Genomic DNA, 22,940 nt, shown 5'->3' on the forward strand with positions numbered 1-22,940 from the left:
TTCGATAATACCGCAAGGGCATAAGTTTCGTAAGAGCAGACAAGCTGCTCAACTCAGCTTTAACTCAACAACCACCACCTTTTATTCCAGCAAAGAGAAACCTTGGGTCTTTAATAGCTTATAAACCTCCGCCGGTCTCTGACTATTTATCCGCATATAGATCTTTCCAGTATCTTCACTCTCCATGAGCCGGATTAGGCGGGTAAGTACAATGCCATTCTTCTCTAGCAAGATAACGATATCACTCAAGATAGTCTCTCGACCATCATCTTCCACACCGATCAGTACCGATCCCTTTTCATCCATACCGAAGAGTTTCCGATAGGCAGCGGCCAGATCAAGGATCGAAAAGAAACCCAAGACCACACCTTCTTCTCCAAGGATAGGAATCCCGCCGATTTTCTCCTGGTCAAAAAGAAGAAGGGCATCGTCGAGGGATGCCTCCGGACTGAGGGCAGCACAGCTTGTCGTCATGATGTCGGCTACCGTAGTCTTGCCAACCTGTTCGAAAGCCAGGATCTTGTCTTGATTTGAACTGACTGAGGAGGGGTAGGCCGACCGCAGATCCCGGTCAGTGACTATGCCAATCAACTTTTTCTTACGGTCTACCACCGGCAAATGGCGAATTTGATAGGTTTTCAGGAGCTGCCTTGCCGCCGGGAGCAACATGTCGGGAGACACAGTAATTGGGTCGGGAGTCATGTATTCGGAAATATACATATTGCCTCCATTGCCGATATCACCGGCCATTGAAGGTTGTTTAATTTCGATTCCGCCCACTCCCCCTTGAGCGAAAACGACGGCCACTACTCAGTCAGTATAGCATAAGGCAGCAACAAAAAGGCAAGCCCATTTACAGACCAGATACAGGATTGCGGGAACAACTTCGCTTTGCGGCATATTGCCCGGCAATACAAACACATTCTTTAGTTGTGGAAAGCATCTTCATCCAGTACCGTTTTTTTTATCGTGCCGACCGCTGGTCTCTGGTCTCGACCTTTGAAGACCTCTTTCTCCCCTTCTGCCAATTCAGAAATGATCGCTATGAATATTATCTTTTATAAATCCGTGCTTTGCCCGCGCTGTGCTGTGGCCATGAGACATCTCAAGGAACTATGTGCCACATATCCATATCTTCAGATTGAGGAGGTTGAAATCCTCACCTCTCCTCATCGGGCTTGGCGGGAAGGTATTCGAATGGTACCTGCTCTACGAGTTGGCGAACATATTCTCAGCGGTGTTTTTTTAAACAAGAAAGCCGTATTCGATTTTGTGATGCAAAGAAGCACCGAGGATAGATAGTGTCTTTCTCTGCCGGCAAATAATGCCGACAGACTTGGTCGTTCGAGAAGACAGGGGCGAATAAGGAATTACCTGATTTTCCCTTGCAATTGGCATTTTTTTGCCGCTACAATTGTATTGGATTTGCAGCTGAGTAGAGCACCTCGACTGCTTAAACGAAATGTATGCACTTTAAGCGGCATACCATGTTTTTCAGCCTGTTTTGCTGAAAAATCCCTCTAGAAAATCTTAATAATCGGCATTGCACCTATGAAGTACCTGTATATCATCCTGGCAATCATCGGATTGGCTACCATCCCCATGGCCATTTCTCTGTTTCCCGAGAAGAAACTCCCCCGGGACGAGATAGCCCTGTCCATCAATGGCCGGGACATCACCAAGGCGGTTGCAAGCTCGGAGGGAAGAAAACACGGATATCACGCCGATCAAAAGACTGAGCTCTTCGACACCTTGATCACCCGGGAGCTGCTCATTCAAGAAGCTGAAAGGCAAGCCATACATAAAGAAGAGTCTTTCCGCAGTTCCCTGAAAAATTATTATGAAAACTCTCTCGTGAAGATCCTTCTCGATCGCCAGAACAGCAAGCTGCAGGTGAGCGTCAGCGACGCGGATATCGATAATTATGCCGCCTTTCTTGGGAAAATTATTACCTTTACCCGGCTGGATAAAATCCCCGACACGGCATCAGAGGCACAGTCGGCAAAAGGTATCACCAACACCGCCCTCTTCACCGATCTGGCGACACCGGTACGGCTTCTGCTTTCATCCCTGCAACCCGGACAATATACAACCAGGTTTGACACGGGAACGGAAAAATACGCCTTGAGGTTGGACAATGTACAGCCCGCCCCGGCTTCTCCTGATGCTTCCGCCAACACGGTAGATAGACAGCGGATTCGAGAGATGCTTGAGGAGTATCAAAAAGAGCAGCAGATGAACCGTTGGCTCCTAGAATTGAAACAAAAGGCAACAATCACCATCCACAATGGGCAAGAATAACCATGGCGCAACCATATAAAAGAAGAAATTTTTTTATTAAGAAGGACTTTCAGGGCAAGCTTATCCTTGGCTACTTTCTTTTCGTCACCGCCGGCTGCCTCTTTTTCCTCTTCCTCCTTGGCCTCTTTTCAGCTGACAGCCTGACAATTCTCTACGACAATCACGACCTGCAGTTGGGTAACACACCGATCATGCTGCTAAAGAAGACCCTTGCCGCCCACTGGGTTTTTATTGTCGTAGGCAGCGCCCTGCTAGTGGTTGCCGCCATGTTTCTTACCCACCGGATTGCCGGCCCGCTTTTTCGGTTGGAGAAGACCTTGGATAGCATGCTCAAGGGGAAATTGGATGACACCATCTTTCTTCGCACCAACGACGAAGGCAAGGATCTTGCGAAGAAGATAAATGAGTTCAATGCCAATCTTTCACTTTCGGTAAAAAATCTCCAGACGAATTCCGATGCGATTGTTGAGCTGCTCGAACAGGCCCGATTAAAGGCCCAGAGCCTCACCCAGGAACAGCAAGAAGAACTGCAGATTATTTTTTGGAATATCGAGGAAAAGAATAAGAGAATAAAGGCAGTTTGCTCATCGTACACCCTGAAGGATGTCTAAAATACTCCTCTGCATTGCACTGTGTTTTTTTCTTTTTTCTCCGTATTCGCTCATGGCAAAGGAGGTAAAGAGCAGGTACGTCTCGTTGCGCTACAGCAGCCAGGAACTTCTCAGGGACTTTAATGAGGAAATAGAGCTGGGGAGAAAACTTGGGTCGTATATAAGAAAAAACCAAATTGTAACCATCGAAGACGAGGTCCTGGCAAAACTCGACGCGGTTGTCGAAAAGGCTGAGACTATCCTGGAAATGTTTCCCGATAAGCTGCACATCAGGGTTGTCCTGCTCGCCACATCAGGTGATGTATCGACGGTGTTCAGGGAAAAATACGGCAAAAATGCCAGTCATATAGCCTTCTACTCACTCTCCGAAGACACCATCTATATCTCGGTGGACGATTCAAAAATTGAGGTGCTGGCCCATGAAATTGGTCACGCCATAGTCGATCACTATTTCGACGTTCGAGCACCGTACAACGTGCATGAGTTGATGGCCCAATTCGTGGAGAAGCGTATTAACGATTGATGATTGTCGTGGCTAAGCGCTATCCTGCTCACCTGGTTTTTCCCATGTGGGAAAGTTGTCCCGCAAGCCCAATTTTTATTCGTAGGGTGCACTCCGTGCACCATCCCTGTTTTATTGGTGCACGGAGTGCACCCTACTTTAACGCCGATTATTTCTGCTGTGGTTTGCTGAGTCTGTCGATCTTTAAACGAATTGACTCGTTTAATGGCTCTAGCAACAAGGTCTGTTGATATTCCTCTTGTGCTCTGTAGGTAATTCCCTCAGCCGCGTAATAATCCCCCAGCCATTCATGAAACCTGGGATAACCGGGAATCTTTTCGATCCCAAGACGAAGAATCTCCACTGATTTTTCGTTGTCCTTTTGTTTTCTATAATAATTATAGAGTGGTATAAACCAGTGAGGCTGAATCTTTTTCTCGCTGTCTATAAACTCGAGGGCGGTTTGCCAAAAATAGACGGCCTCCTCAAGATTGCCTGTCTTTTCCAAGAATGTGCCGCATCGAATCCAACTCTCGGTATTTTTCGGCAGAACAGCGGCCAACTCCTCCCTGGTAAAGGAAAAAGACTGTAATAAGGGAATAGCCACCGTCACGAGCCCAGGCTTTGCGGCAATTGCCTGGCGGAGCACCTCTATGGCTTTGGCCCTTTGCTTGGTGGTCAACAACCATTCGACGCGGGTGAGCATGAGCTGGTCTCTTTTCACCGTCCGCTTCGCCCCCTCTTCCAGCAAATATTCGGCATCTTTCTGGCGGTCCTGCGGCAGCATTAAGCCAATCCGCTGCAGAAAGGCCCCATCCATCGGATCATGCAAACTCGCCAGGATATACGAGTCTAGAGCCTTTTCCGGATTATTGAGATATCTCTGCACATCTCCCTGTAAAAACGCATAAATCCCCTCAAACGGATCAAGGCGGGCCGCACTTCGCAGGACAGATGAAACCTGGTGCAGACGTTGTTCGGACAGCTGTCTGCTCAGGTAGATGCTCTTAATGCTATTGTATTGGTATCTCGCAAGCGTCACCCCACCTTGACCGAAAACGACAACACAGAAAAAGATGCCCCCGAAAAACAGCAGGATGTTATGTGATAGCCAGGTGCTTCTGGGAAGGAGGGTCGAATGTATCTGATAATGGAACCGGGTATTTCCGGCGGAAACGAGGACACCGCATAAAAAGAAAAAATACAAGCCCACCGCACCATTATGCATATTGAAATCGCTGATGCTGTGGATGAGCATGGAGCCAATACCGGTGAATGCCCCGATGCTGAGAAGGATCGAATACCGGTCGCGGCGGCGGCGCAGCATCTTCCAGCCTTGCTGGAGAACCGTCAGAACAAACCAGGCGGCAAGGACAAAGCCGATGATCCCGCCATCGGTCAATAGCTCAAGATAATCATTATGAGCGTGGTCGAAAATATCGTCTCCGGGAATGGTTCTGTACCGGGGAAAGATAGCGATAAAGGTACCAAAGCCACTCCCCGTCAGCCAAAAATCCTTAAAAAGTGGCCAAGCGTCAATCCAAATAGGTAAACGGTTGATATCAAACTGACCGGAACTAGTCACTACACTATTAAACCGTTCGACTATCGGGTCCCAGCCAAACCAGGAAACGGAGAGAATCAACAATGAGAAAAGGCAAACATAAAACAGGCTGGAGTATCTCGCCTCTTTCCAGGCCAGTAAAAGAAAAAAGACTAGAAACGACAGAGACAACGAGATAATCCCTCCCCGGCAAAGGCTGATAAAGGCAGAAGACACCAGGATCAGAAAGCCAAACCCAAGAAGGATGTACAGATTAACGCCTTCATCCTTGGAAAAAAAGGCGACAATCCGCCTGCGCAACGATTCGCCCGAGGCAACAAGTGGCCGGTAGTACAGGGCGAGAGCAAGAATGAGGGGTGACACCAACTCAACATAGCCGCAATATTGGGAACGATTTATCCACGGTCCAACCGGTTGGGTATTTACCGGTATAGTACGCAGCCAGAAAATCTTTCCAGGAGAGGAGAACTTCTGCAAGATTGCGAGAACCCCGATACCAATAGCCAGCCAGACGCAAATCATTATTGTTCGCTTCAGCCGATCACCGCCGCTGAGAATCTGCACAGTCAGGATATAGAAAAGAATATAGGTGGCAATGCGGATGGCCTCAAGCACCGTACCTTTCGGATAAACGGACAGAGACATCCAGCTGTCTCCCGCCAGCATATCGTAAACGGGTTTATAGACTTGATAGGTCCCCGGGGACAAGACTTTAACAACAGCGACAGGTAAGGGCACAACCTGAAGAACCATCCAGCCGACCAGGAGAACCAGAGGAAGCAACCCGGGAACGAATAGGAGTCTTTCAGGAGTATGCGCCCGCTTGAGACAAAAGGCGAGGACCGCAGCGGCGATTAAGAGCTGTAATGTCAGCAGAGACCAGTGTTCAACCGTCCCAAAGGCCAAAGGGGCGAATAGCAAAGGAACAACAAAGAGGGCATAGGAAATATTTTTCACAAACGGCCCAAGATAAAAAATTATAAGACAGTGGCCTTAGCCAACATTGTCCTTGGCATAATACGCTGTATATCCCGAGTAATAGGCGCCGGGAGCATGGCTTTTGCTCAGTCCGTTTAGTACAAAGCCAAGAAAGTGGCATTGGACGTCTTTTAATTTTTTTAACCCACTCTCCACCATCTCATAGGTCGTGCCTCCCGCCTTTACCACCACCACCGTGCCATCAACGAGCTGGGTCAGAGCAAGGCTGTCGGTAACGCTCTGCACAGGAGGTGAATCGATCAGGACAAAATCAAAGTTCTCGGCCATCTTCTCAATCAAAACCTTCAATTTCTTCGAACCCACCAGATCGGAGGGGTTGGGAGGAATGGATCCGGAAGTAATAACAAAGATCTCTTCCCCGGCAACCTTATGAATAATATTCTCGCTTAAATTGCCGGTAAGATAGTTGCTCAGTCCCTTGTCGTTTTGCATAGAGAAAACGGTATGAACACGCGGTCTCCGCATATCGCAATCAATTATCAGGACCTTTTTGCCACCTTGGCTGAAAACCCGGGCAATATTGATGGTCGTTGAAGTTTTTCCTTCTCCGGGACCCATGCTTGTGACAAGAATAGTTTGCGGTGGGCGCTCCGCTGAGGAAAGCAACAGCCCCGAGCGGATCAGCCGGTAACTCTCAGCAAGCGGCGACAGCGGTTTCTGGACGACGTAGGATTCAATATTCTTGCCTTTCTCCTTGAGTTTTTCAACCGAGCCGAGAACCGTCAACCCATAACGGTTTTCCAGATCTTTCTCTGATTTCACTGTATTATCAAGGTATTCAATCAAAAATGCGCAACCAATCCCAGCCATCAAACCCAGCAGAAGGCCTATCATCAAGTTGCGTTTTATATTCGGTTTTGAGGGTGCGACAGGTAAGGCGGCGTTTTTAATCACCCAGACATTAACGCTCGATGATTGTTCGGTCACCCCCTCCTTTTTGATACTGGAGGTCAGGGATTCGTAAACGAGCCTGTTGGCATCTACATCCCTTTTCATTATCGAGTATTGAATGAATTTCTCATTCAGATTCAGCAACTCACTTTTTGTCGTAGTCAGCAGTTCTTCCAGATTTTTTTCCTGTGACTTTGCAAGCTCGTAGGAATTTCTGGTACTGGCGATGACCCGATTAATCTCAGCGTGCTGTTGGCTTATCAATTCACTGATTTCGTCGTTGGCCTTGATCATCGACGGGTGCTTTTCCCCGAATTTCTTCGAGAGTTCGTTGATGTTTTGCCGGGCCTTGAAGATGGTCTCACGAAGCCTCTTCAACACCTCATTGCCGGCGAAAATCGGTATGTTTTCCAACTGAAATACATCTTTGCCGGCGGCGCTGATCTGTCGCATGACATCTTCCAACACCTTCCGGTCCGTCTGTGCCTTGGATAGTTGCGAACTGAATTCCGACAAACGCTGGGGAATAATCGTCAACTTATTCTCAACCGTCACCAAATCATTGGCCCGCATATAGGTTTGCATGGCCATTTCCGAGGCCTCGAGTTTTTTCCGCTCGTCCTGGGCCTTGGCGGTCATCCATTGCAGGGCATAGCGGCTGGTGGTGAGTTTCATATCAAGAATCTCATCCATATAGGCCTTGGCCACTGCATCGGCGATGATTTTTGCAATAGCCGGAGACTTATCGCTATAAGAAATCCTGACAATCTTGGTGTTTTTAACAGGTTCAACGGTCAACCGTTTCTGGACTAGTGAAGCAACAATATCTTCATCGGACAGGGGTGTAGTTAAGTGGTCTGATCCACCTTCATTTTGCTTTTTTGAATCATTTTCTCCTACTTTTATCGGATCGATAATTTTATCGGCAAACTCTATCAGACCGGCTTTGATATCGCTGAAAAATGATGAGGTTTCCTTCTTTTCCTCAAAGAAAAAGCTCCGGTAGGTGCTTGTCAATTTCAGGGTATCGACCACCCTTCTTGAAACCTTGGCCCCCTTGATGATTGCAGACTGGGTTTCAAGAAAATCCGGATCATATATAAAATACTGGTTCTCCAGGCCGGAGGTGGCACGGTTCCTTTCGATTAAGACCTCGGTTCCCGAGGTGTAGACAGGAACTGTCGAGAAGGTTGTGATTACCGTGATAAGAAAAACAATCACCAGAAGAGTAAGAACGATAAACTTTCTTTTCCTGAGAATGAGCAGATACTCCCGGATGTTCACTTCTTGCTCGACATCTTCCTCGTAATACCGTTCCTGTGCGTGATAATTCTGCATTCTGGGATTCACTGGACATGAGAAATTAGGGGGAGGGAAAATCTTTCTTATTCGCTTTTGCATTCAAGATGGCATTTGTTTTTCGCAGGATGCACTCTGTGCACCAACAAAACCAGAGATGGTGCACGGAGTGCACCCTACTTTCGAGCCGACTTGAAGCCGATTGGAATTAAAAGAAACTTTCCGGAACGACAATAACATCGTTTTCAGTTACTGGGGTATCAAGACTGACATCTTTCAGAACGTTCTTCTGGTCGCCATCCATCCGGATAATGGAAACGCTGGATTTCGATGCCTTGCCGGTAAAACCTTTGGCCAGGGCAACCAGCTTGAGAACCGTGGTACCTTCACCACAGGGATAGGTGCCAGGGGTTCCAACTTCGCCGGTGACGTAGCACATCCCGGCACCTGAGATATAGACGGTATCCTCATCGTTGATCTGGATATTTTGTGCTAAATCGCCACCTTTGACCAGAGAGGTGAGGTTGATGGGAATCACTGTATCCTTGTCGCCAATTTTTCTCTTTATAGTGGCGGTATCTCCGGCATCTTTGTCAAAGCCGCCGGCCTTTGAGACCAGCTCAAGAAAAGTAGTCGGTCCACTCAATTCGATGATCCCAGGGTTTCGCACGTTACCTAGAATGACGACCTTCCGGCTACGAAATTCATCTACAAAGACATTGATTTGGGGGTTAACGATATAGCCGTTGGCAAAAAGCTTGGTGAGTTTTTCGGTGATGGCGGAAATGGAGAGCTTATTAACGTTCACCGCTCCCAATAGGGGCACAACAATGGTGCCGTTGCTGGCAACACGAACCTTGGTCTTCAGGTCGTCATTGTCATAGACGATAATACTGATGACATCCCCAGGACCAACCAGGTACTCGCTAGCGGAGCCCCGAACACCAACAGCCAAAAGGAAAAGAATTAGAAATATGCTTGGGAATATCTTGTTCACACAGCTCATCATCAGATGCAACATAACCTGGCAAATAGGGAAATCCCTCCGAGCGGATGCCCGGAGGGATCAGTCGGCGCTTATAATGCAAATTTTATATTAGCAAAAAACGTGTTGGTTTGGAAATCGAAAAGATCGTCGGTCGAGTCGCGCTGTTCGAACTGATAGGAGATCTCACCCATCAACCACTCCCGGAAAAGGTATTGTGCAGCCGGTTTCAGGGAGAAATTGGTGTCGTCCCTGTCTTGGGCAACAAGCTGTGAATATTCAGCATCTTCAAACTTGGCCAGAAAACTTCCACTGATTTTTTCGGTGAATTTCTGATTATAGCCAAGGCTGGCCCCAAGAACCGTCTTATCGGAGGCCAAGGTGCTATCGGTCTCCTCGTTAGTTCTATACATATCGAGGGAGACCTTGGTCTTTTCGGTCACCTTGTAGACGGCTTGAACATCCATGGCAAAGCCGTTGTAGTCGCCCCTGTTTGTTGCGGTATCCTCGCTATTATCAAATTCCTTGTTCTGAACACCGGCCTTGGCCATCAGAGAAACCTTTTCAGTGGTATCCCACTTTACACCCCCGAAAAAGAAGGTCTGCTGGTTGTCGTTTATAGTGGCGGTATCGTACTGCACATCGACGAACTTCCCTTCCAGGAAGAGGGCGGTCTTCACGCTGAAGTTGAAATACCCATAAAAATCGAAGGCATTGTCGGACCGATCCTTAAAGGCATCGATATCTTCGTCATAGGCCAGGAAAAAATTCGAATAATCAAACTTGGCCCGCAACTTTTCGGTGATATTCCAATCGGCGGTCGCCAGAAGGATATTTGAGCCAAACTTGTTCTCGGAAACACCAATATCCGAACCGACATCAAAGCGATCAGCATCGCGCGTATATCGGTCTACCACCATTAATGATAAACCAACCGGCATGTTATAGCGGAACATCCCTTCGCCAATACCATTAACAGTGTTCAAATCGGAGTCGGCGGAATAAAATTCAAAATCCAGGCCGCCAAGAGCATAGGTTTGAAACCGGTCGGTTCCCTCATATTCCTTTGACTGAAGAGCCAAACCTCCCGGAGAGGTGTTGTTTGGTGCCAAGGTCACCGGGATGTCTTTCTTCCGTGGCAAAGTAAACCATATTGCCGGAGAAATCGTCGTCAGGAAATTGGTGGTTTTATCAGTGTCGAGATTATAGAGGTTATCCGTATACTCACCCTGTACCGTGGCGTTGAGGTGAAAGTACCCACCCTTTCCGCCAAGCAAATCACCCTCGTCGGACATCTTGGCATCTTCCGGCAGGAGTGAAGTCTTGTCACCGGAACTTTGCCCCAACGGCATCTCTTGCGCCGCTGCAGCTGGTGGCTGGGTATTGCTTGCACCGATCACGACCAACTTGTCGATTTGAATCGCCTGCACACTCCCGGCAAAAACCAAGCCCGAGCATGCTGCCACCCCCGCAAACAAAGAAACACCTTTTTTCAATCCCATCTCCCCCCCTTGATAAGCACACAAAAGTCGTTAAAAATATCTTGGATTATCCCCTCTCACTTCTGCGTCAGAAAGTTGCCGGGCTAACAAAGCGGCCATTTCTCCCACCTGTTGGAGTCGCAAAACTGGGACCGGCTGCAACCGGGGTGTACGCCTGGCTGTCAGCAACCCGATCACCGCACTCGTCAATGCTCTTTTTGTAGCCGGCGGCAATAATCGGCTCGGAGATGCTGTATTTTTCCGCAGCAGCCCTGATATCCTGGCCACTGGCACCTGCACAATACAAGGCCCTCACCAGATTCTGCGGGTTAAGTCCTTCTATTTTCAAGCCAAGCTCAACAATCATATCCGGATTTTTCCCGTCCTTGAGGGCATTCTCAACCGCTTTATCAATGCCATCAGCGGCATAGGTATCGCGGAAATCAACCATCCATTCAGCACTGGCGACCGAAACACTGAATAGAACCAATAGACAGGCAAATAAAAACTTTTTCATCTAAACCTCCTTGACTTTAAAACCGTGGCAAATCTCTATCTTCACAGCAGCATTATAAGAATTTATGGAGACTAACACATAAAAACACCATTACCGCATTCGCGATTGTTTTGCAATGACTATACCATTCCGAAATTCATTCAAAAACATCGAAATACTGGTCAATTAGCAGAAAACATCATTTCTAACTGCGATTGACGCACAAACCCTCCGCAATCGCGGAAAAACTCTTCCGTGATTGCGGTTAATCTGCCGAAAAAATCCCAGCAATACTCCAATCTTTTGAGAAATAATTGTCTAGTGAATAGCTTCCCGGCAGAATACGAAGCTACCCCTTCGATTTAAAAAATTACTAAAAACCTGAAGCTGAGATGATAAAATTCCTGTAGCCTGCTTTAACAACTCAGTGCCTTTCAAGCAATTCTCTATACATAAATTACTTAAAACGCCAAGGGAGAGAGAAGAATGGCAACTGCAATATTTTCAAATAGTTACCCAATATTTCCAACAGTACATCTGGAGCAAGGGCTTTGCTGTCCGGTGGGGCAGGCAGAAATGTCACTCAAAAATCTCGCTTTTTCAGAATCCTCCTGGAGTGGCACCATGGCTGTTTATCAAATCACCGTTTAACTCGATTACTTTATGAAAAGCGAATGATCACCCATGACTGTTACAAGCTTCAACGCCTTGCCCTGCTGCCGACCGCCGACTCGCCGCCGATTGAAGAGCTTCACTCTGCTCTGCAAAAATTATCGGAAGATGGACAACAACAACTCCTGTCACTGATACAGCACCAGGGACTGCAGTTCTTCTGGCTGGAAGCCTTGCGATCCCTGCCCGGCCTGCCATTTACCTCGGCCTGGCGAGAACGACTGAAAGAGCAGTGCTTCAGCACCACTGCCAGGTACCTGGCACAAAAAAAATCTCTCATCGAGTTAGACGATCTTTTCTTCCAAGCGGGGATCCCCTATGCAACGTTTAAAGGGGCACATACCAGAGAAATACTATACGGAAATCCAGTATTCCGGCCATCGGCAGATATCGATATCCTTGTAGCACCCGGTGAAAGATTTAAAGCAATCCAAAATCTTTGTGCCATTGGTTATACCTTGCAAGCCAATATAGCGAATGTCAGCAATGAAGTCACCCTGGTGAAAGGCAACGTCCATCTTGATCTGCATTGGCATATCATGCGTCCCGGCAGACCACGGATAGACATGACAAATCTTTTTTTGCAATCGCGAAAGAGATGTGACTTTTTCTGGGCTCTCGACAACGATACGACCCTCCTCGTTCTTCTTACCCACCCAGTGTTCACAGAATATTCGATGGGGCCAGGGTCGTCTCTTGTGAAACTTGCCGACCTCGGAAGATGGATCGCCAAGGAGGAAATCGATTGGTATCGTCTCCAGCATCTTTTGGAAAAATCAGGAATGAAGACAGCATCCTGGATTACGGCAACCTTACTGGCCAATCTCAGTCCATGGTGTTTACCGTCTTCAGTTTACAAGGCAATCACACCTCAACAGCCGAAAAAGTCTATCCTGGAAGCATGGGTAAAACTCAACCTCTCGGCAAAGCTCATTCATTACCCCGGCATCTCGAAGTATGTATTCACACTTCTTGCCCATGATCGCTTGCAAGATATTATGAGGTTTATTCGCATTTATTTGGCAGATAGACGAAACAGCAAATCTCAAATGGAACAACTTATACGCGCATCCTCTTGCCAATAGGTTTTTTGCTTGCCTTTGCCCAACAAAAAACCAGTACATTATAAATTAAAGTTGAGCTGAGCAGTTTGTCTGCTCAAAAGAAACGTATGCCTTTACGGTATACGCTGCTAATTATGATACAGCTCTTTGAAAAAGAAGGATTTTTTAGCGGCGTCTATCCAAACAGGATTATCCTCAAGACCGAATAACCCATGGCCAAACCAGTAATAAATAATAGCCGCCAATTCATATAATTGAGCTATCATTTTGGCGTTTTCAATCCATTGCAAGCGGGAAGACTGTGGGCTATCCGAAGAGACGAACCAAAATTGATGGGAATTATCCCGAAAGAAGTGATCAATCGTCCAATGAACACGGGACAAATGCACGCCATCACTGACAACTAAAATCCTTTTCGAAGGGCTGTTCTGCAAATAACACCATAGCAGTTTTGCTTCCTGATACGTTGTCTGTGCACTGGGAGCCAGTAAAATCAACCGATCGTTACCCACCTGCCGTTTCAACAATGCATCATGCGTCTGTTGTGTGGTTGCTATTACCTTTTGAGCATAACCCTGGTTGATCAAGGCAACAGTTCGATCTGCTCTTTCATCACTGAACGCCATACAAACAACCAAATCAGCTACTGCAGGTATTGATGATTGCCCGACTGCACCATGGCAACATCGAAACACCAAATACCCCGCAGCTGCGACGAAGAAGATAATAATGAATGATATCTTCAAGTAGATTGAACTGCAAAATGAGCCTTGTGTGCCCCGCTTATTATAAAGCGAGGGCAAAAGGTTCGCTTGAGCAGTAAGACCGCTCAACTCAGCTTCTTCCATCCCAGCAACTTTCGATAAGAACAATCACACGTTCAAGATCGCTGTCAGTCATCGCCGTGCCGGAAGGGAGACAGATGCCTTTCGCAAACAAATCCGCTGACACCTGACCACCAACTATCTGGTGATTTTTATATAGAGGTTGCAAATGCATTGGTTTCCATGTGGGGCGTGCCTCGATGTTGTTCTCTGCCAGCACGTTCAATATCGTATCTCTGCCAAAACCGGCAAGGGCAGGGTCGACAGTCATACAGGTAAGCCAGCGGGTTGAATAGGCAAAATCCGGCTCGGGCATGAATGTAACACCCGGGAAGGCCTGCAACCGTTCCTGGTACCTTCGAAAAATTTCCCGTTTTTTCTCAACCCGCTCCGACAAAACCCTCAACTGCCCCCGGCCGATGGCAGCCAAAACGTTACTCATGCGATAATTATAGCCCAACTCGCTATGTTCGTAGTGCGGAGCTGCATCACGGGCCTGGGTTGCCCAGAACTTAACCTTGTCAATCAAATCCTTGCTTTCGGAAACGATCATGCCACCACCGGACGTGGTGATGATTTTGTTGCCGTTAAACGAATAAAAACCGGCCATACCAAATATTCCGGGAGCCTTGCCCTTGTATCGGGCACCCAGGGCCTCGGCCGCATCCTCTATCAGTGCTATTTTATAGGAATCACACAACTCTTTAATGGCATCAATATCCGCCGGCTGCCCATACAGGTGGACGACCACAACGGCCTTGGGAAGACGATTCTGCACTGCCCGTTGTTCAAGTTCCCGAGCAAGCAACCGGGGATCCATGTTCCAGCTTGTGATATCCGAATCGATGAAGACCGGCCGGGCGCCGCAATAGACAATCGCATTGGCACTGGCAACAAAGGTAAATGTGGAGCAAATTACTTCGTCGCCCGCGCCTACCCCCGCATATCGAAGCAACAGGTGGAGCGCGGCTGTCCCGGTCGACACAGCCGCAGCATACCTACCGCCCACTGCAGCGGCGAACTCCTCCTCAAATGCATCAACCTGAGGGCCAAGAGGGGCAATATAGTTTGAAGCAAAAGCCTCTTCAACGAACTGCTGCTCTAAACCGGACATATGGGGAGGGGAAAGGAAAATTCTATTCATAACATAACTCAATTGTCCGACTTGGAAAAAGATCTCCAAGATTCACAATCTGCAACCTGAAAACCAAAATTCTCTCCTTTTTAATAGCTGAACAGGGGAAAATGGTCCATTTATTTAGCTTTAGCGATGTATTCTCAGCGTTTGAAGAATATAACGAATGTCCTGCCAGAAAGACCAGTTCTGTACATACTCGCGGTTAATCCGAACCTTGTCGGGATATATGACTTCCCGGTTATAACGCTCTGGGTCGGAGACTGTAGCCAAAAGGGTCTCCTCGTTCTTATAGGCCAGCGTGGCCGGTCCGGTAATTCCCGGCCTTAGATCGAGGATAATCCGGTCTTCGCCCTGCAAACAATCCGCAAACCCTGGGACATCCGGGCGCGGTCCAACAAAACTCATCTGGCCGAGCAGTACATTTAGCAGCTGCGGAAGCTCATCTATCTTGGTCTTCCGCCAGAATCTTCCCAGACGAGTGACACGAGGATCGGCGTCTGTGGTAACTGTTGACAACGACTCGCTATGCGGCCGCATGGTGCGAATCTTGAGCACGGTGAATGGACGCCCATGCCGGCCGACACGCCGTTGGGTAAAAAAACCATTAGCCTTAGTATCAAGAGTAGCAAATACCCATGCGATCGCAATGATCCAGAAAACACCCAGGAGACCAAACGAAGAGAGAATTAAATCGAATCCTCGTTTCAAAAATTTCTGAACGGGAGAGAGACCAAAGGCTCTAGCTGTGTAATTACTCATTCATTAAGTCATTCCAGATCTTCGAAACTGCATGATATTTTTTTGTATGAGACGCAATAACATAAACCACCACGGCATTTAATAAACACATCGCAATTATGGACAATGCCCCCACTTATTCTCCACATCCCAGTCCACAGCCTTCCGCGTCAACATCCGGAACGGGTACCACCCAATTTTCCTTACGAACTATGTTAAGTCGTCACAACACGAACGCCACGTTCCACAAATAGGAAAATATGGCCAAACGCCTCAAAACTTAATGCATCTAACACCCATGATTACCGCACCATCCCCTTCGTCATCGGCCGAACGGAACCACGGGCGCGGAGGAACTTGGCAAGGTAATCCAGCGCTTGCCCCAGGAATGGCAAAGGGTCGTGCCACACAAAATCGTCATGACGGCAGCCAGGGATCGGAATAAGGATAGGAAGCCCGGCACGGACCTCACCAGCAAGAAGGTGCTCGACCAGTCCAATGCCATCCCCAAGAATCCAGCGGACGCGGACCCCGGGCCGGGGGTTCTGGGTTTCAATTTCCTTGATACCAGCGGATACTTGATACCATATCCAGGGCAGATCCATGCCCGCCTCGTAGGGTACCGCCACCGCACCACTCAGGCGGCCGTTGATATCAATCAGGTACGCGGTTCCTTTATCATCGCAGATCCAGTCGGTGTTGAACATGCCGTGCCAGTGAAGGGCCTTCAGTGCCTGAATCGCGTGTCGCGTTAATTCGGGTTCGTCCACCGTCACCCGAAAGGTGGAGGTCCCAAACTTGTTTGCACCCTTGCAGCGCAGGATCTCGAACACCGAGGTAGCCACGCATTCGCCATGACAAAACACACCATCGAGTTTGAACTTCCGGCCCCGGAGTTGCTCCTGCACCACCGGCCAGCGATGCGTCGGCAGTTCGAACTCCTCGACCAGCGCAAAGAAGCGATCATGGAGGTCCCCAGCGCACTCAACGATCTCGACCCCGCGCGCCCCATTACCCATCCGTACCTTTACCACCGCCGGGAAGTTAATCTGCGCTGCGAGTTCACTCAGCGCCTCCTTCGACTCGATCCGGTATGTCCTGGGCACCGGACAACCTGCCGCTGCCACTCTTCCCAGGTAATCGAGCTTATCCTCGGCCATCGACCAATCCTCATGTTTGGGGACAGCGACCAGGACATCCGCTGGCAAGCGGTCCCGGTGGTTTATCACCAGTTCGACGTCCTCGAAACACGGCATCAACACTTTGGCCCCGGTTCGCTTGATCGCCTCTCCCAATACCTCGACATAGGCCTCGGGTTCAGCGAAAAAGTCCGGCAATCGGGTGAAGGATTTCGCAAAGCGCGAGAAGCGCGACATAGCGAACAGGGAACTGCCGCCGACATGCACCTCCACGCCACGCGCTGCCAGCGACCGAACTACGGTGTAGGCCGACCGGCACCAGCCGTAGGTGACGAATGCTGGGGGGTAAACCGTCTCAGCCATGTTGTGCGCACTGCTCCAATAGTCGTTTCAGCCCCCGCCCAACCGGCAACTGCCAAACCAATTTGCACCAGTCGTGGTTGCCCTCGATCAGCCCGGGGCCCTCTGGGGTGATCACGATGTCCCAGCCGATTGAACGGTTCTGCGGGTGAAGCTCACTCGCCTCCCGTACCATTGCCAATGTCTCCGGCCAGAATGGAATCTGAAAGCCCTCAATCGAGACACCAGTCACCGGATGAACCGACTCCGGTGACCGCGTAATGTCCGAATAGACCCCAGGGCCACAGATTCGCCCAGTCTTTTCCTCCACTGGTGCCGCCATGTTCCCAGCGGCCATGTTATCCACCGGCGAGTTCACCGAGATGCGTAACCGGCAGCCCAGGATGCGGCAGCGATCGTGCTCGTCGAGGCAGGTGAAAATCCGCACCGTGTTCACACCGGAGGGCGACAGGCCCTGCAGTGCCGAATGCTGCATCACACGCGACTCGACCAGGTCGAAGTCACGGCTGCGCATCCAGGGCACAAGTCCGTCAGCTGAGAGCGTGCTGCTGTCAACGAAGGCGATCCCAACGCCGCAGTTGCCTTTCGCGGGCTTGAAGACCAGTTGCTGATGCAGTCCAAGCAGCCGCTCGGCGAGCCCCGGCTCTCGCTCCAGTGTTTCCAATGAGCAAAACTCGTGACGGAAATACGACCGGTAGGCCGCGTGGAAGCGGCGCTTGTCTTCCAGGAGCTCCCGATGTTCGGGGGGGTTCGCCCGGCGCTGGAACTCATACATGGCGCCGGTGCCCGCCCACGTCGCCTTCTCGGTATCGGCAAGCTCGAAAAACCGGAACTGGTAATACTCAAGGATTGACACGTTGAACCGCAGACTGTCGCCTAAGATCCGGCGCCATTGCCCGGCACGGGACCAGCCTTTATGAAGTTTGACGTGGGCCATGAATTTCTCCAGCCGCTCCCAGTCCAGCTGCTTCAGGTAATAGCCCAAGTACAGTATCCGGCGTACCATAGTAGTCATATCGTTGGATTGATCCTCTCTATCAACTCATCTGCGCTGATAAACCGCACATCCGGCCATCGCTGGACAAAGCTCCGCAACAATTCGCGCAACGCGTCCAGCCCAAACCTGCGGTTGTCTTCTTCGATGTGGCCGCAGAAGTTCACGCGATGCGAGCTTATGATGGCCGGCTTTCGCCAGCGGAAGGCTGCTGCAACTTGGCCCAGCGCGTGACCGACGGAATCGAAAGTCCGGTCATTTGAGGGTTCGAACACCACGTTACGTACCAGGGACACGTGCCCCTGGCCACGGCGACACCCTAGTAGGTTGAATTCCCGAACAGTACGGTCTCGATTTAGCCGCCGCACGCAGTGGAGGGGCTTGTCGATCGCGCGCACGCCTTGCCCCTCAACGAATGGATAGAGATCCGGGTGCAATTTCTGAGCTGGAGGTGTAAAAGTCTCCGGCCTGAAACCGAACATTTTTTCGAATAGCTGCAGGCCGTCGGCAATGATTTCGCGATGGCGCGTGATCTCGGAACTATCCCAAAGACCGAAACCATGCGTGAAACCCACCCCAGGCAACGACGGCTCATCACTCAACCCAGCCATCGAGTGATTCTCTATGTTGATCCTCAGCGCTTCGTCATTCGCCTTCAGCTTCCGTTCGAGCACTTCAACATTCAAATGCTCGCGCCCGTGAAACTGAGGCTTCAGCAAGCCCAAACGAACACCCTCCTGCCAGAGTGCCCACGCACCCTTGTAGGCCCCTGCCTGGTCTATGGCCAGCCGCTCGAAGGTGCGAAAGAGAGGTTCATAACTATAGCCTGCGCCCTGTTGCGCCATCGCCTCGAAATCCGGGTTGGCGGACAAAACATAAGGCGTGAACACCGCATGGCGCCCATAGCTGTCAGTCACGCTGGAGAGCGTTTCCAGCAGGCCCTCTAAATCCTGCTGCGTCTCTAAAGCATCCAAATTATCGAATCGGCCCCGTAGCCCAACACCTTTTGACGCCAACCGATCACGCGCCGTCTTCGAATCCAGACGGACATTCCCATAATCGTCCACAGAGAACACAACCAGTTTTTCTGGTGTATGCCAGCCGGGGATGTTTTTCAGGTTGTCCAACAACTGTCTTTTCACTGATCTACTTTCTTAGGTGCGAGGTAACTATCTACAAATCGGTCGGCATTACCTCGTCGAAAATGCTTCGATGCATTCTCTGCATGAATTTGCATTGCCCTGTACAGTAATTCGTTGTTGGCCAGCTCGCAAATGAACTCGGCGATGCCGTCGATATCTTTGGCGGCGAAACAGCCGGCGTGCTCGTATTCCCGGGCATAGCGGGCCAGCTCACTGTCGACCCCAGCGATATACAATCCAGGGATACCGAAACTCATCAGATTGTAGGCCTTGCTTGGCACGCTGCCCCGACTCACTGATTCGTGCAGGCTCACCACACCCAAATGTGCAGCCGAAAGCGAATAAGGGAACAACTCGTCGGACTGGAACGGCAGCATCTGCACGTTGACTAGGTTGCGCTCACGGATCAACTGCTCGATCTTGGGCAGCCGAGGGCCTCTACCGATTATCTGAAAAAGGATGCGCTCCTTGCCAAGCAAACGTTCGGCCACATCGATCAACACCTCGACATTATGCGTAACGCCGATGTTGCCCGAATACTGGACTACGAACCGGCCTTTAAGCCCATGTTTATGCACAAACGGATTCGCTTCAGCCGGAATGCGACTATTCTCCTGAAAAATCGACCAGATTGGCTGCACGATCAGCCGGCGCCGTTCCACATATTGGGCGAGATTTTCTGCCAACGCCTCGCTAATGGTGAATATGCGCCAAGCTTTACGAAACGAGCAGCGATTCAAGGTTACCCAGAGACGATATACTGGGTGTGTCTCCTTCATGTCCGTAATGCGTAATGTATCCGGATACACATCCCAGATCACCATGCTAAACAGGTGCGGCAGAACCAAGTTCAGCAGATAGCCCATCGGTGGCACTGATACAAAGAAGACCTCGTACTTGCGATACCGGGTAAGCAACAAAATCCATATCCACGACAACGCAAGGGTGAAAGAAAGTACCTTCTTGTAAGCTGGCCGCTCGTACCAACGGTTGATCAAGCAAACCTCAATATCCGAATTCAATTCCTCACCCTGCACGTGAACGCTGCCGGTAATCAACGCAACTTTGTCGAAGCACTGGCTGAAAGCATTGGCGAAACCGACCGTCAGGTAGTTGGCAGCCTGGTTGATGATCACGATCTTGCGCCCTATTCTCCTGGTTGTAATCACCCTTCCTCCATCATGGGTGCTAGGCGCTCCGCGATCTATCGACATAGAGCCAAATATTCCTCTGTACGCCCCCAGGGACATTCCGAAATGTGCGAGTTTTCTCTTCCCGCCGAGACAATCCCTTCCCACAAATGTGAAGCCGTATGAAGTTTGAAAATCTTTGCCATTGTCTGCCCCACACTCAGCGGCTCGAAATAGAGCGCCTCATCCGTATAGATGGTATATGCAAAACCGAGGTCAGTCGTAACAAGAAAACAGCAGACATTGATACATTATCGCCAGCCGGGTAAAGTAAGCACCGCTGATCGTGTTAGAGACGGTTTTCACCCAAATTATCATAATTTGTTAATTACCGCTATAAACTCGAATCCTATGTTTTTTTTGCTCTACTGCTTAAAGCTCGTTTGAATTTTTAATGTTGCCATTAAACATATTGGTGATGTCGATTATCAACTAGCCAGAATCCTAGACAAAAAACGAATCTCTTCTTCCATTTCTCTATACAACACACCAAAAGTTATTTTAAAACCGCCTTCGGATCTCTAAAGATTTCAATGAAGCGATTTGCCGCCGCCTTGACCCGGTCTTCATAAGGTTCGTAAAGCATTCCAGCAGACCTTTTCCTCGAACAAACCTCGACAACATCGGCAAGTCGATCATCGCGATGCGGGTCGAAGAAAACGCCGGCATCACCTAGCTGCTCGCGGTTTACCGGTATATCGGAGGCGATCACAGGCACTTGTAAGGATTTAGCATCTTCTATCACCGTGCTCCAACCTTCAAACAGACTAGGCTGGATGACGGCTCGGGAATACTTCATCAGGCACAACTGGTGGTGCCGGGGGATGACTCCCAGAAAATGAACTAACTCATGCATATCGTGTTCGTTAATAATAGTCTTAAGCTCAGCGAAATAGGTTGAGTTTTCGTCATTGGGTACTTTACCAGTAATGGCCAAATGGATAGGGGTTCCTCTTTTCATCAACCTAGTCAAGGCGTTCAGTACAACCCGATGATTCTTGTGTTTATGAAACTGATTAGAGATGATGAAATAGTCCTCCGGCAGGCCATACCTGTTACGAAGACTGTGAATGTCATCTCCGTCGAATGGTTCGATAACTGAGACGAAATGATACACATGCACGTTGAGGCTGGCCTTCAGACGGTAAAATCTGGCAAAATCAGCAGCCACATCCCAGCTGGAAACGACCAAGTGTTCCGTATTTTTCAGCATAAGCTTCAGGCGTAATTCGCGCAGAAAGCGTTGTTTTCCAGAGAAGAATTCCGGATAGTGCCGGTGCTGCAGATCCGCGTACCAAGATACGAGCCGAATATTATGCCTGGAGAGACGCTGAGCAGCTACCGGATGATCCATCACCGGAAAAAGCCCATCTAGTGGATACTTCTGCACGATGTCGTTTACAAATCTGTTTTTCCCGGTCAACCAAGATTCCAGGGTTCCTTTGTACGCACCCGGAAACCTCCACAACACGGCCGTCAGGTAGGGATAGTTAACGGTCTGGACAAAGTCGGCCAGTTCCTGATTGTAAAACAGGAAAATGTGAGGTTTGTCCTTCTCGTCCAGAGAGTCAAGAGTTTTGATAATGTTCAGGATATAGTAGACCCCGCCCAACCAGTTCTTGCTGAAATTGAAAAGTATACCTATTTCGAGTCTTCTTCGCATGCCCATTGGTAATAGTTTGTCAAGCCTTCGACAAGGCTGTACTGCGCTTCATAACCCAGTTTTCTGAGAATGCCGATATCAGCAACCCAGTTGATAGGGTCACCTGCTCGGGTTTGACCGGAGAACTGGTATTCGACCGGATAATCGAACAGACCGTAAAAGACCGACACACTTTCTTCAATCGTTACTTCGCGGCCGTTGGCCACGTTGATGCACTGAGCATTGAAATCACCGTGTAGGGAGACAAAGTAAATGGCCCGACACAGATCACGGATATAGATAAAATCCCGGCTCTCCCTGCCGGTACCGAATAGCTCGATAGGCTTTTTCTTTTTGGCTTTGAGGAACAAGTCCCAGAAAAGCTGTTTTTTCAGCCCTTCCCCGAATGCTGAGAAAATGCGCAGGGAGCAGGTATTTAATTGAAAAAGCCTATGGAACTCTAAGCAGATTTGCTCGCTCATTTCCTTATGAAATCCGTAAGGTGAGACCGGGTCCAGGTGCACCGACTCGTTTATCGGCAAAGAAAGCGGATTACCATAAACAGCGGCGCTTGACAGATTGATGAACCGGCAACGAGGCTGATATATGCGGATGGCATCCAACAGCTTGAACACGTTCGCAGTATTCAACTGGAAATCTCGCATGGGGTTTTTCAGAGAATCCGGCACAGACGCCGCACCCGAGCAGTTGATACACACATGGAAAGACTGTTCTTTAAAAACGGCATGGAAATCGGCATTGGACGCATCAATGAGGAAGTAGTGGTCACCCGCCTCATAGTCCACTACGACATCTGCGCCCCACACGGCAAGACCTTTTTTTAGCAAAAAACCGGCGAGATGTTTTCCAATGAACCCTTTGCTGCCAACAATAAGATAGTTATTCAT

Annotated in this window: 20 protein-coding genes; 5 read left to right on the top strand and 15 right to left on the bottom strand. The window is 49.3% G+C overall.

Annotation, left to right across the window (positions count from 1 at the left end; all coding sequences use genetic code 11):
* Positions 1-81: 81 nt before the first annotated feature.
* A complete protein-coding gene (locus tag OEL83_16570) occupies positions 82-720 on the bottom strand; it encodes a CBS domain-containing protein (GenBank protein MDK9708658.1) in 639 nt (212 codons plus the stop codon).
* 831 nt (positions 721-1,551) lie between these two features.
* Here OEL83_16570 and OEL83_16575 point away from each other — a divergent pair.
* Genes OEL83_16575 through OEL83_16585 form a run of 3 tightly spaced genes read left to right on the top strand, consistent with a single transcriptional unit; the run spans position 1,552 to position 3,435 of the window.
* Complete coding sequence (locus tag OEL83_16575) at positions 1,552-2,301, top strand: peptidylprolyl isomerase (protein ID MDK9708659.1); 750 nt, start codon at positions 1,552-1,554, stop codon at positions 2,299-2,301.
* 2 nt (positions 2,302-2,303) lie between these two features.
* On the top strand, positions 2,304-2,912 hold the full coding sequence (locus OEL83_16580) for a methyl-accepting chemotaxis protein (GenBank protein MDK9708660.1): 609 nt from the start codon (positions 2,304-2,306) through the stop codon (positions 2,910-2,912).
* Between the two features lie 52 nt (positions 2,913-2,964).
* Positions 2,965-3,435 carry a hypothetical protein gene (locus tag OEL83_16585; protein ID MDK9708661.1) on the top strand — a complete coding sequence of 157 codons (471 nt, stop codon included), beginning with the start codon at positions 2,965-2,967 and terminating at the stop codon, positions 3,433-3,435.
* A 148-nt stretch (positions 3,436-3,583) separates the two neighbouring features.
* On the opposite strand, the gene OEL83_16590 is transcribed toward OEL83_16585, so the two are convergent.
* The 5 genes from OEL83_16590 to OEL83_16610 form a co-directional block, all read right to left on the bottom strand.
* Complete coding sequence (locus tag OEL83_16590; GenBank protein MDK9708662.1) at positions 3,584-5,935, bottom strand: O-antigen ligase family protein; 2,352 nt, start codon at positions 5,933-5,935, stop codon at positions 3,584-3,586.
* A 36-nt stretch (positions 5,936-5,971) separates the two neighbouring features.
* Entirely contained in the window at positions 5,972-8,206 is a 2,235-nt protein-coding gene (locus OEL83_16595; GenBank protein MDK9708663.1) for a polysaccharide biosynthesis tyrosine autokinase, read from the bottom strand.
* 169 nt (positions 8,207-8,375) lie between these two features.
* Positions 8,376-9,164 (bottom strand): SLBB domain-containing protein, encoded by a 789-nt coding sequence (locus tag OEL83_16600; GenBank protein ID MDK9708664.1) that lies wholly within the window; start codon positions 9,162-9,164, stop codon positions 8,376-8,378.
* An 80-nt stretch (positions 9,165-9,244) separates the two neighbouring features.
* A complete protein-coding gene (locus tag OEL83_16605) occupies positions 9,245-10,648 on the bottom strand; it encodes an outer membrane beta-barrel protein (protein MDK9708665.1) in 1,404 nt (467 codons plus the stop codon).
* Positions 10,649-10,721: 73 nt separating this feature from the next.
* Positions 10,722-11,150: a hypothetical protein gene (locus tag OEL83_16610; GenBank protein MDK9708666.1), complete on the bottom strand. Its 429-nt coding sequence runs from the start codon at positions 11,148-11,150 to the stop codon at positions 10,722-10,724.
* A gap of 465 nt (positions 11,151-11,615) precedes the next feature.
* On the opposite strand from OEL83_16610, the gene OEL83_16615 reads away from it, so the two are divergent.
* Positions 11,616-11,780 carry a hypothetical protein gene (locus OEL83_16615; GenBank protein MDK9708667.1) on the top strand — a complete coding sequence of 55 codons (165 nt, stop codon included), beginning with the start codon at positions 11,616-11,618 and terminating at the stop codon, positions 11,778-11,780.
* Between the two features lie 23 nt (positions 11,781-11,803).
* Positions 11,804-12,886, top strand: coding sequence for a nucleotidyltransferase family protein (locus OEL83_16620; GenBank protein MDK9708668.1), 1,083 nt, complete (start codon positions 11,804-11,806; stop codon positions 12,884-12,886).
* A gap of 107 nt (positions 12,887-12,993) precedes the next feature.
* On the opposite strand, the gene OEL83_16625 is transcribed toward OEL83_16620, so the two are convergent.
* The 9 genes from OEL83_16625 to OEL83_16665 form a co-directional block, all read right to left on the bottom strand.
* Positions 12,994-13,713, bottom strand: coding sequence for a YdcF family protein (locus OEL83_16625; GenBank protein MDK9708669.1), 720 nt, complete (start codon positions 13,711-13,713; stop codon positions 12,994-12,996).
* Complete coding sequence (locus OEL83_16630) at positions 13,700-14,833, bottom strand: aminotransferase class I/II-fold pyridoxal phosphate-dependent enzyme (protein ID MDK9708670.1); 1,134 nt, start codon at positions 14,831-14,833, stop codon at positions 13,700-13,702. The genes OEL83_16625 and OEL83_16630 overlap by 14 nt, the downstream gene beginning before the upstream one ends.
* A 120-nt stretch (positions 14,834-14,953) precedes the next feature.
* Positions 14,954-15,586, bottom strand: coding sequence for a sugar transferase (locus OEL83_16635; protein ID MDK9708671.1), 633 nt, complete (start codon positions 15,584-15,586; stop codon positions 14,954-14,956).
* A 281-nt stretch (positions 15,587-15,867) separates the two neighbouring features.
* Positions 15,868-17,067, bottom strand: coding sequence for an ATP-grasp domain-containing protein (locus tag OEL83_16640; GenBank protein MDK9708672.1), 1,200 nt, complete (start codon positions 17,065-17,067; stop codon positions 15,868-15,870).
* Complete coding sequence (locus tag OEL83_16645) at positions 17,060-18,049, bottom strand: hypothetical protein (protein MDK9708673.1); 990 nt, start codon at positions 18,047-18,049, stop codon at positions 17,060-17,062. The genes OEL83_16640 and OEL83_16645 overlap by 8 nt, the downstream gene beginning before the upstream one ends.
* 26 nt (positions 18,050-18,075) lie before the next feature.
* Entirely contained in the window at positions 18,076-19,185 is a 1,110-nt protein-coding gene (locus tag OEL83_16650; protein ID MDK9708674.1) for a hypothetical protein, read from the bottom strand.
* Between the two features lie 11 nt (positions 19,186-19,196).
* A complete protein-coding gene (locus tag OEL83_16655; GenBank protein ID MDK9708675.1) occupies positions 19,197-20,369 on the bottom strand; it encodes a glycosyltransferase family 4 protein in 1,173 nt (390 codons plus the stop codon).
* 517 nt (positions 20,370-20,886) lie between these two features.
* Entirely contained in the window at positions 20,887-22,002 is a 1,116-nt protein-coding gene (locus tag OEL83_16660; protein ID MDK9708676.1) for a glycosyltransferase family 4 protein, read from the bottom strand.
* Between the two features lie 29 nt (positions 22,003-22,031).
* Entirely contained in the window at positions 22,032-22,940 is a 909-nt protein-coding gene (locus OEL83_16665; GenBank protein ID MDK9708677.1) for an NAD-dependent epimerase/dehydratase family protein, read from the bottom strand.

Source organism: Desulforhopalus sp., assembly GCA_030247675.1.
In the GTDB taxonomy this organism is placed as follows: Bacteria; Desulfobacterota; Desulfobulbia; order Desulfobulbales; family Desulfocapsaceae; genus Desulforhopalus_A.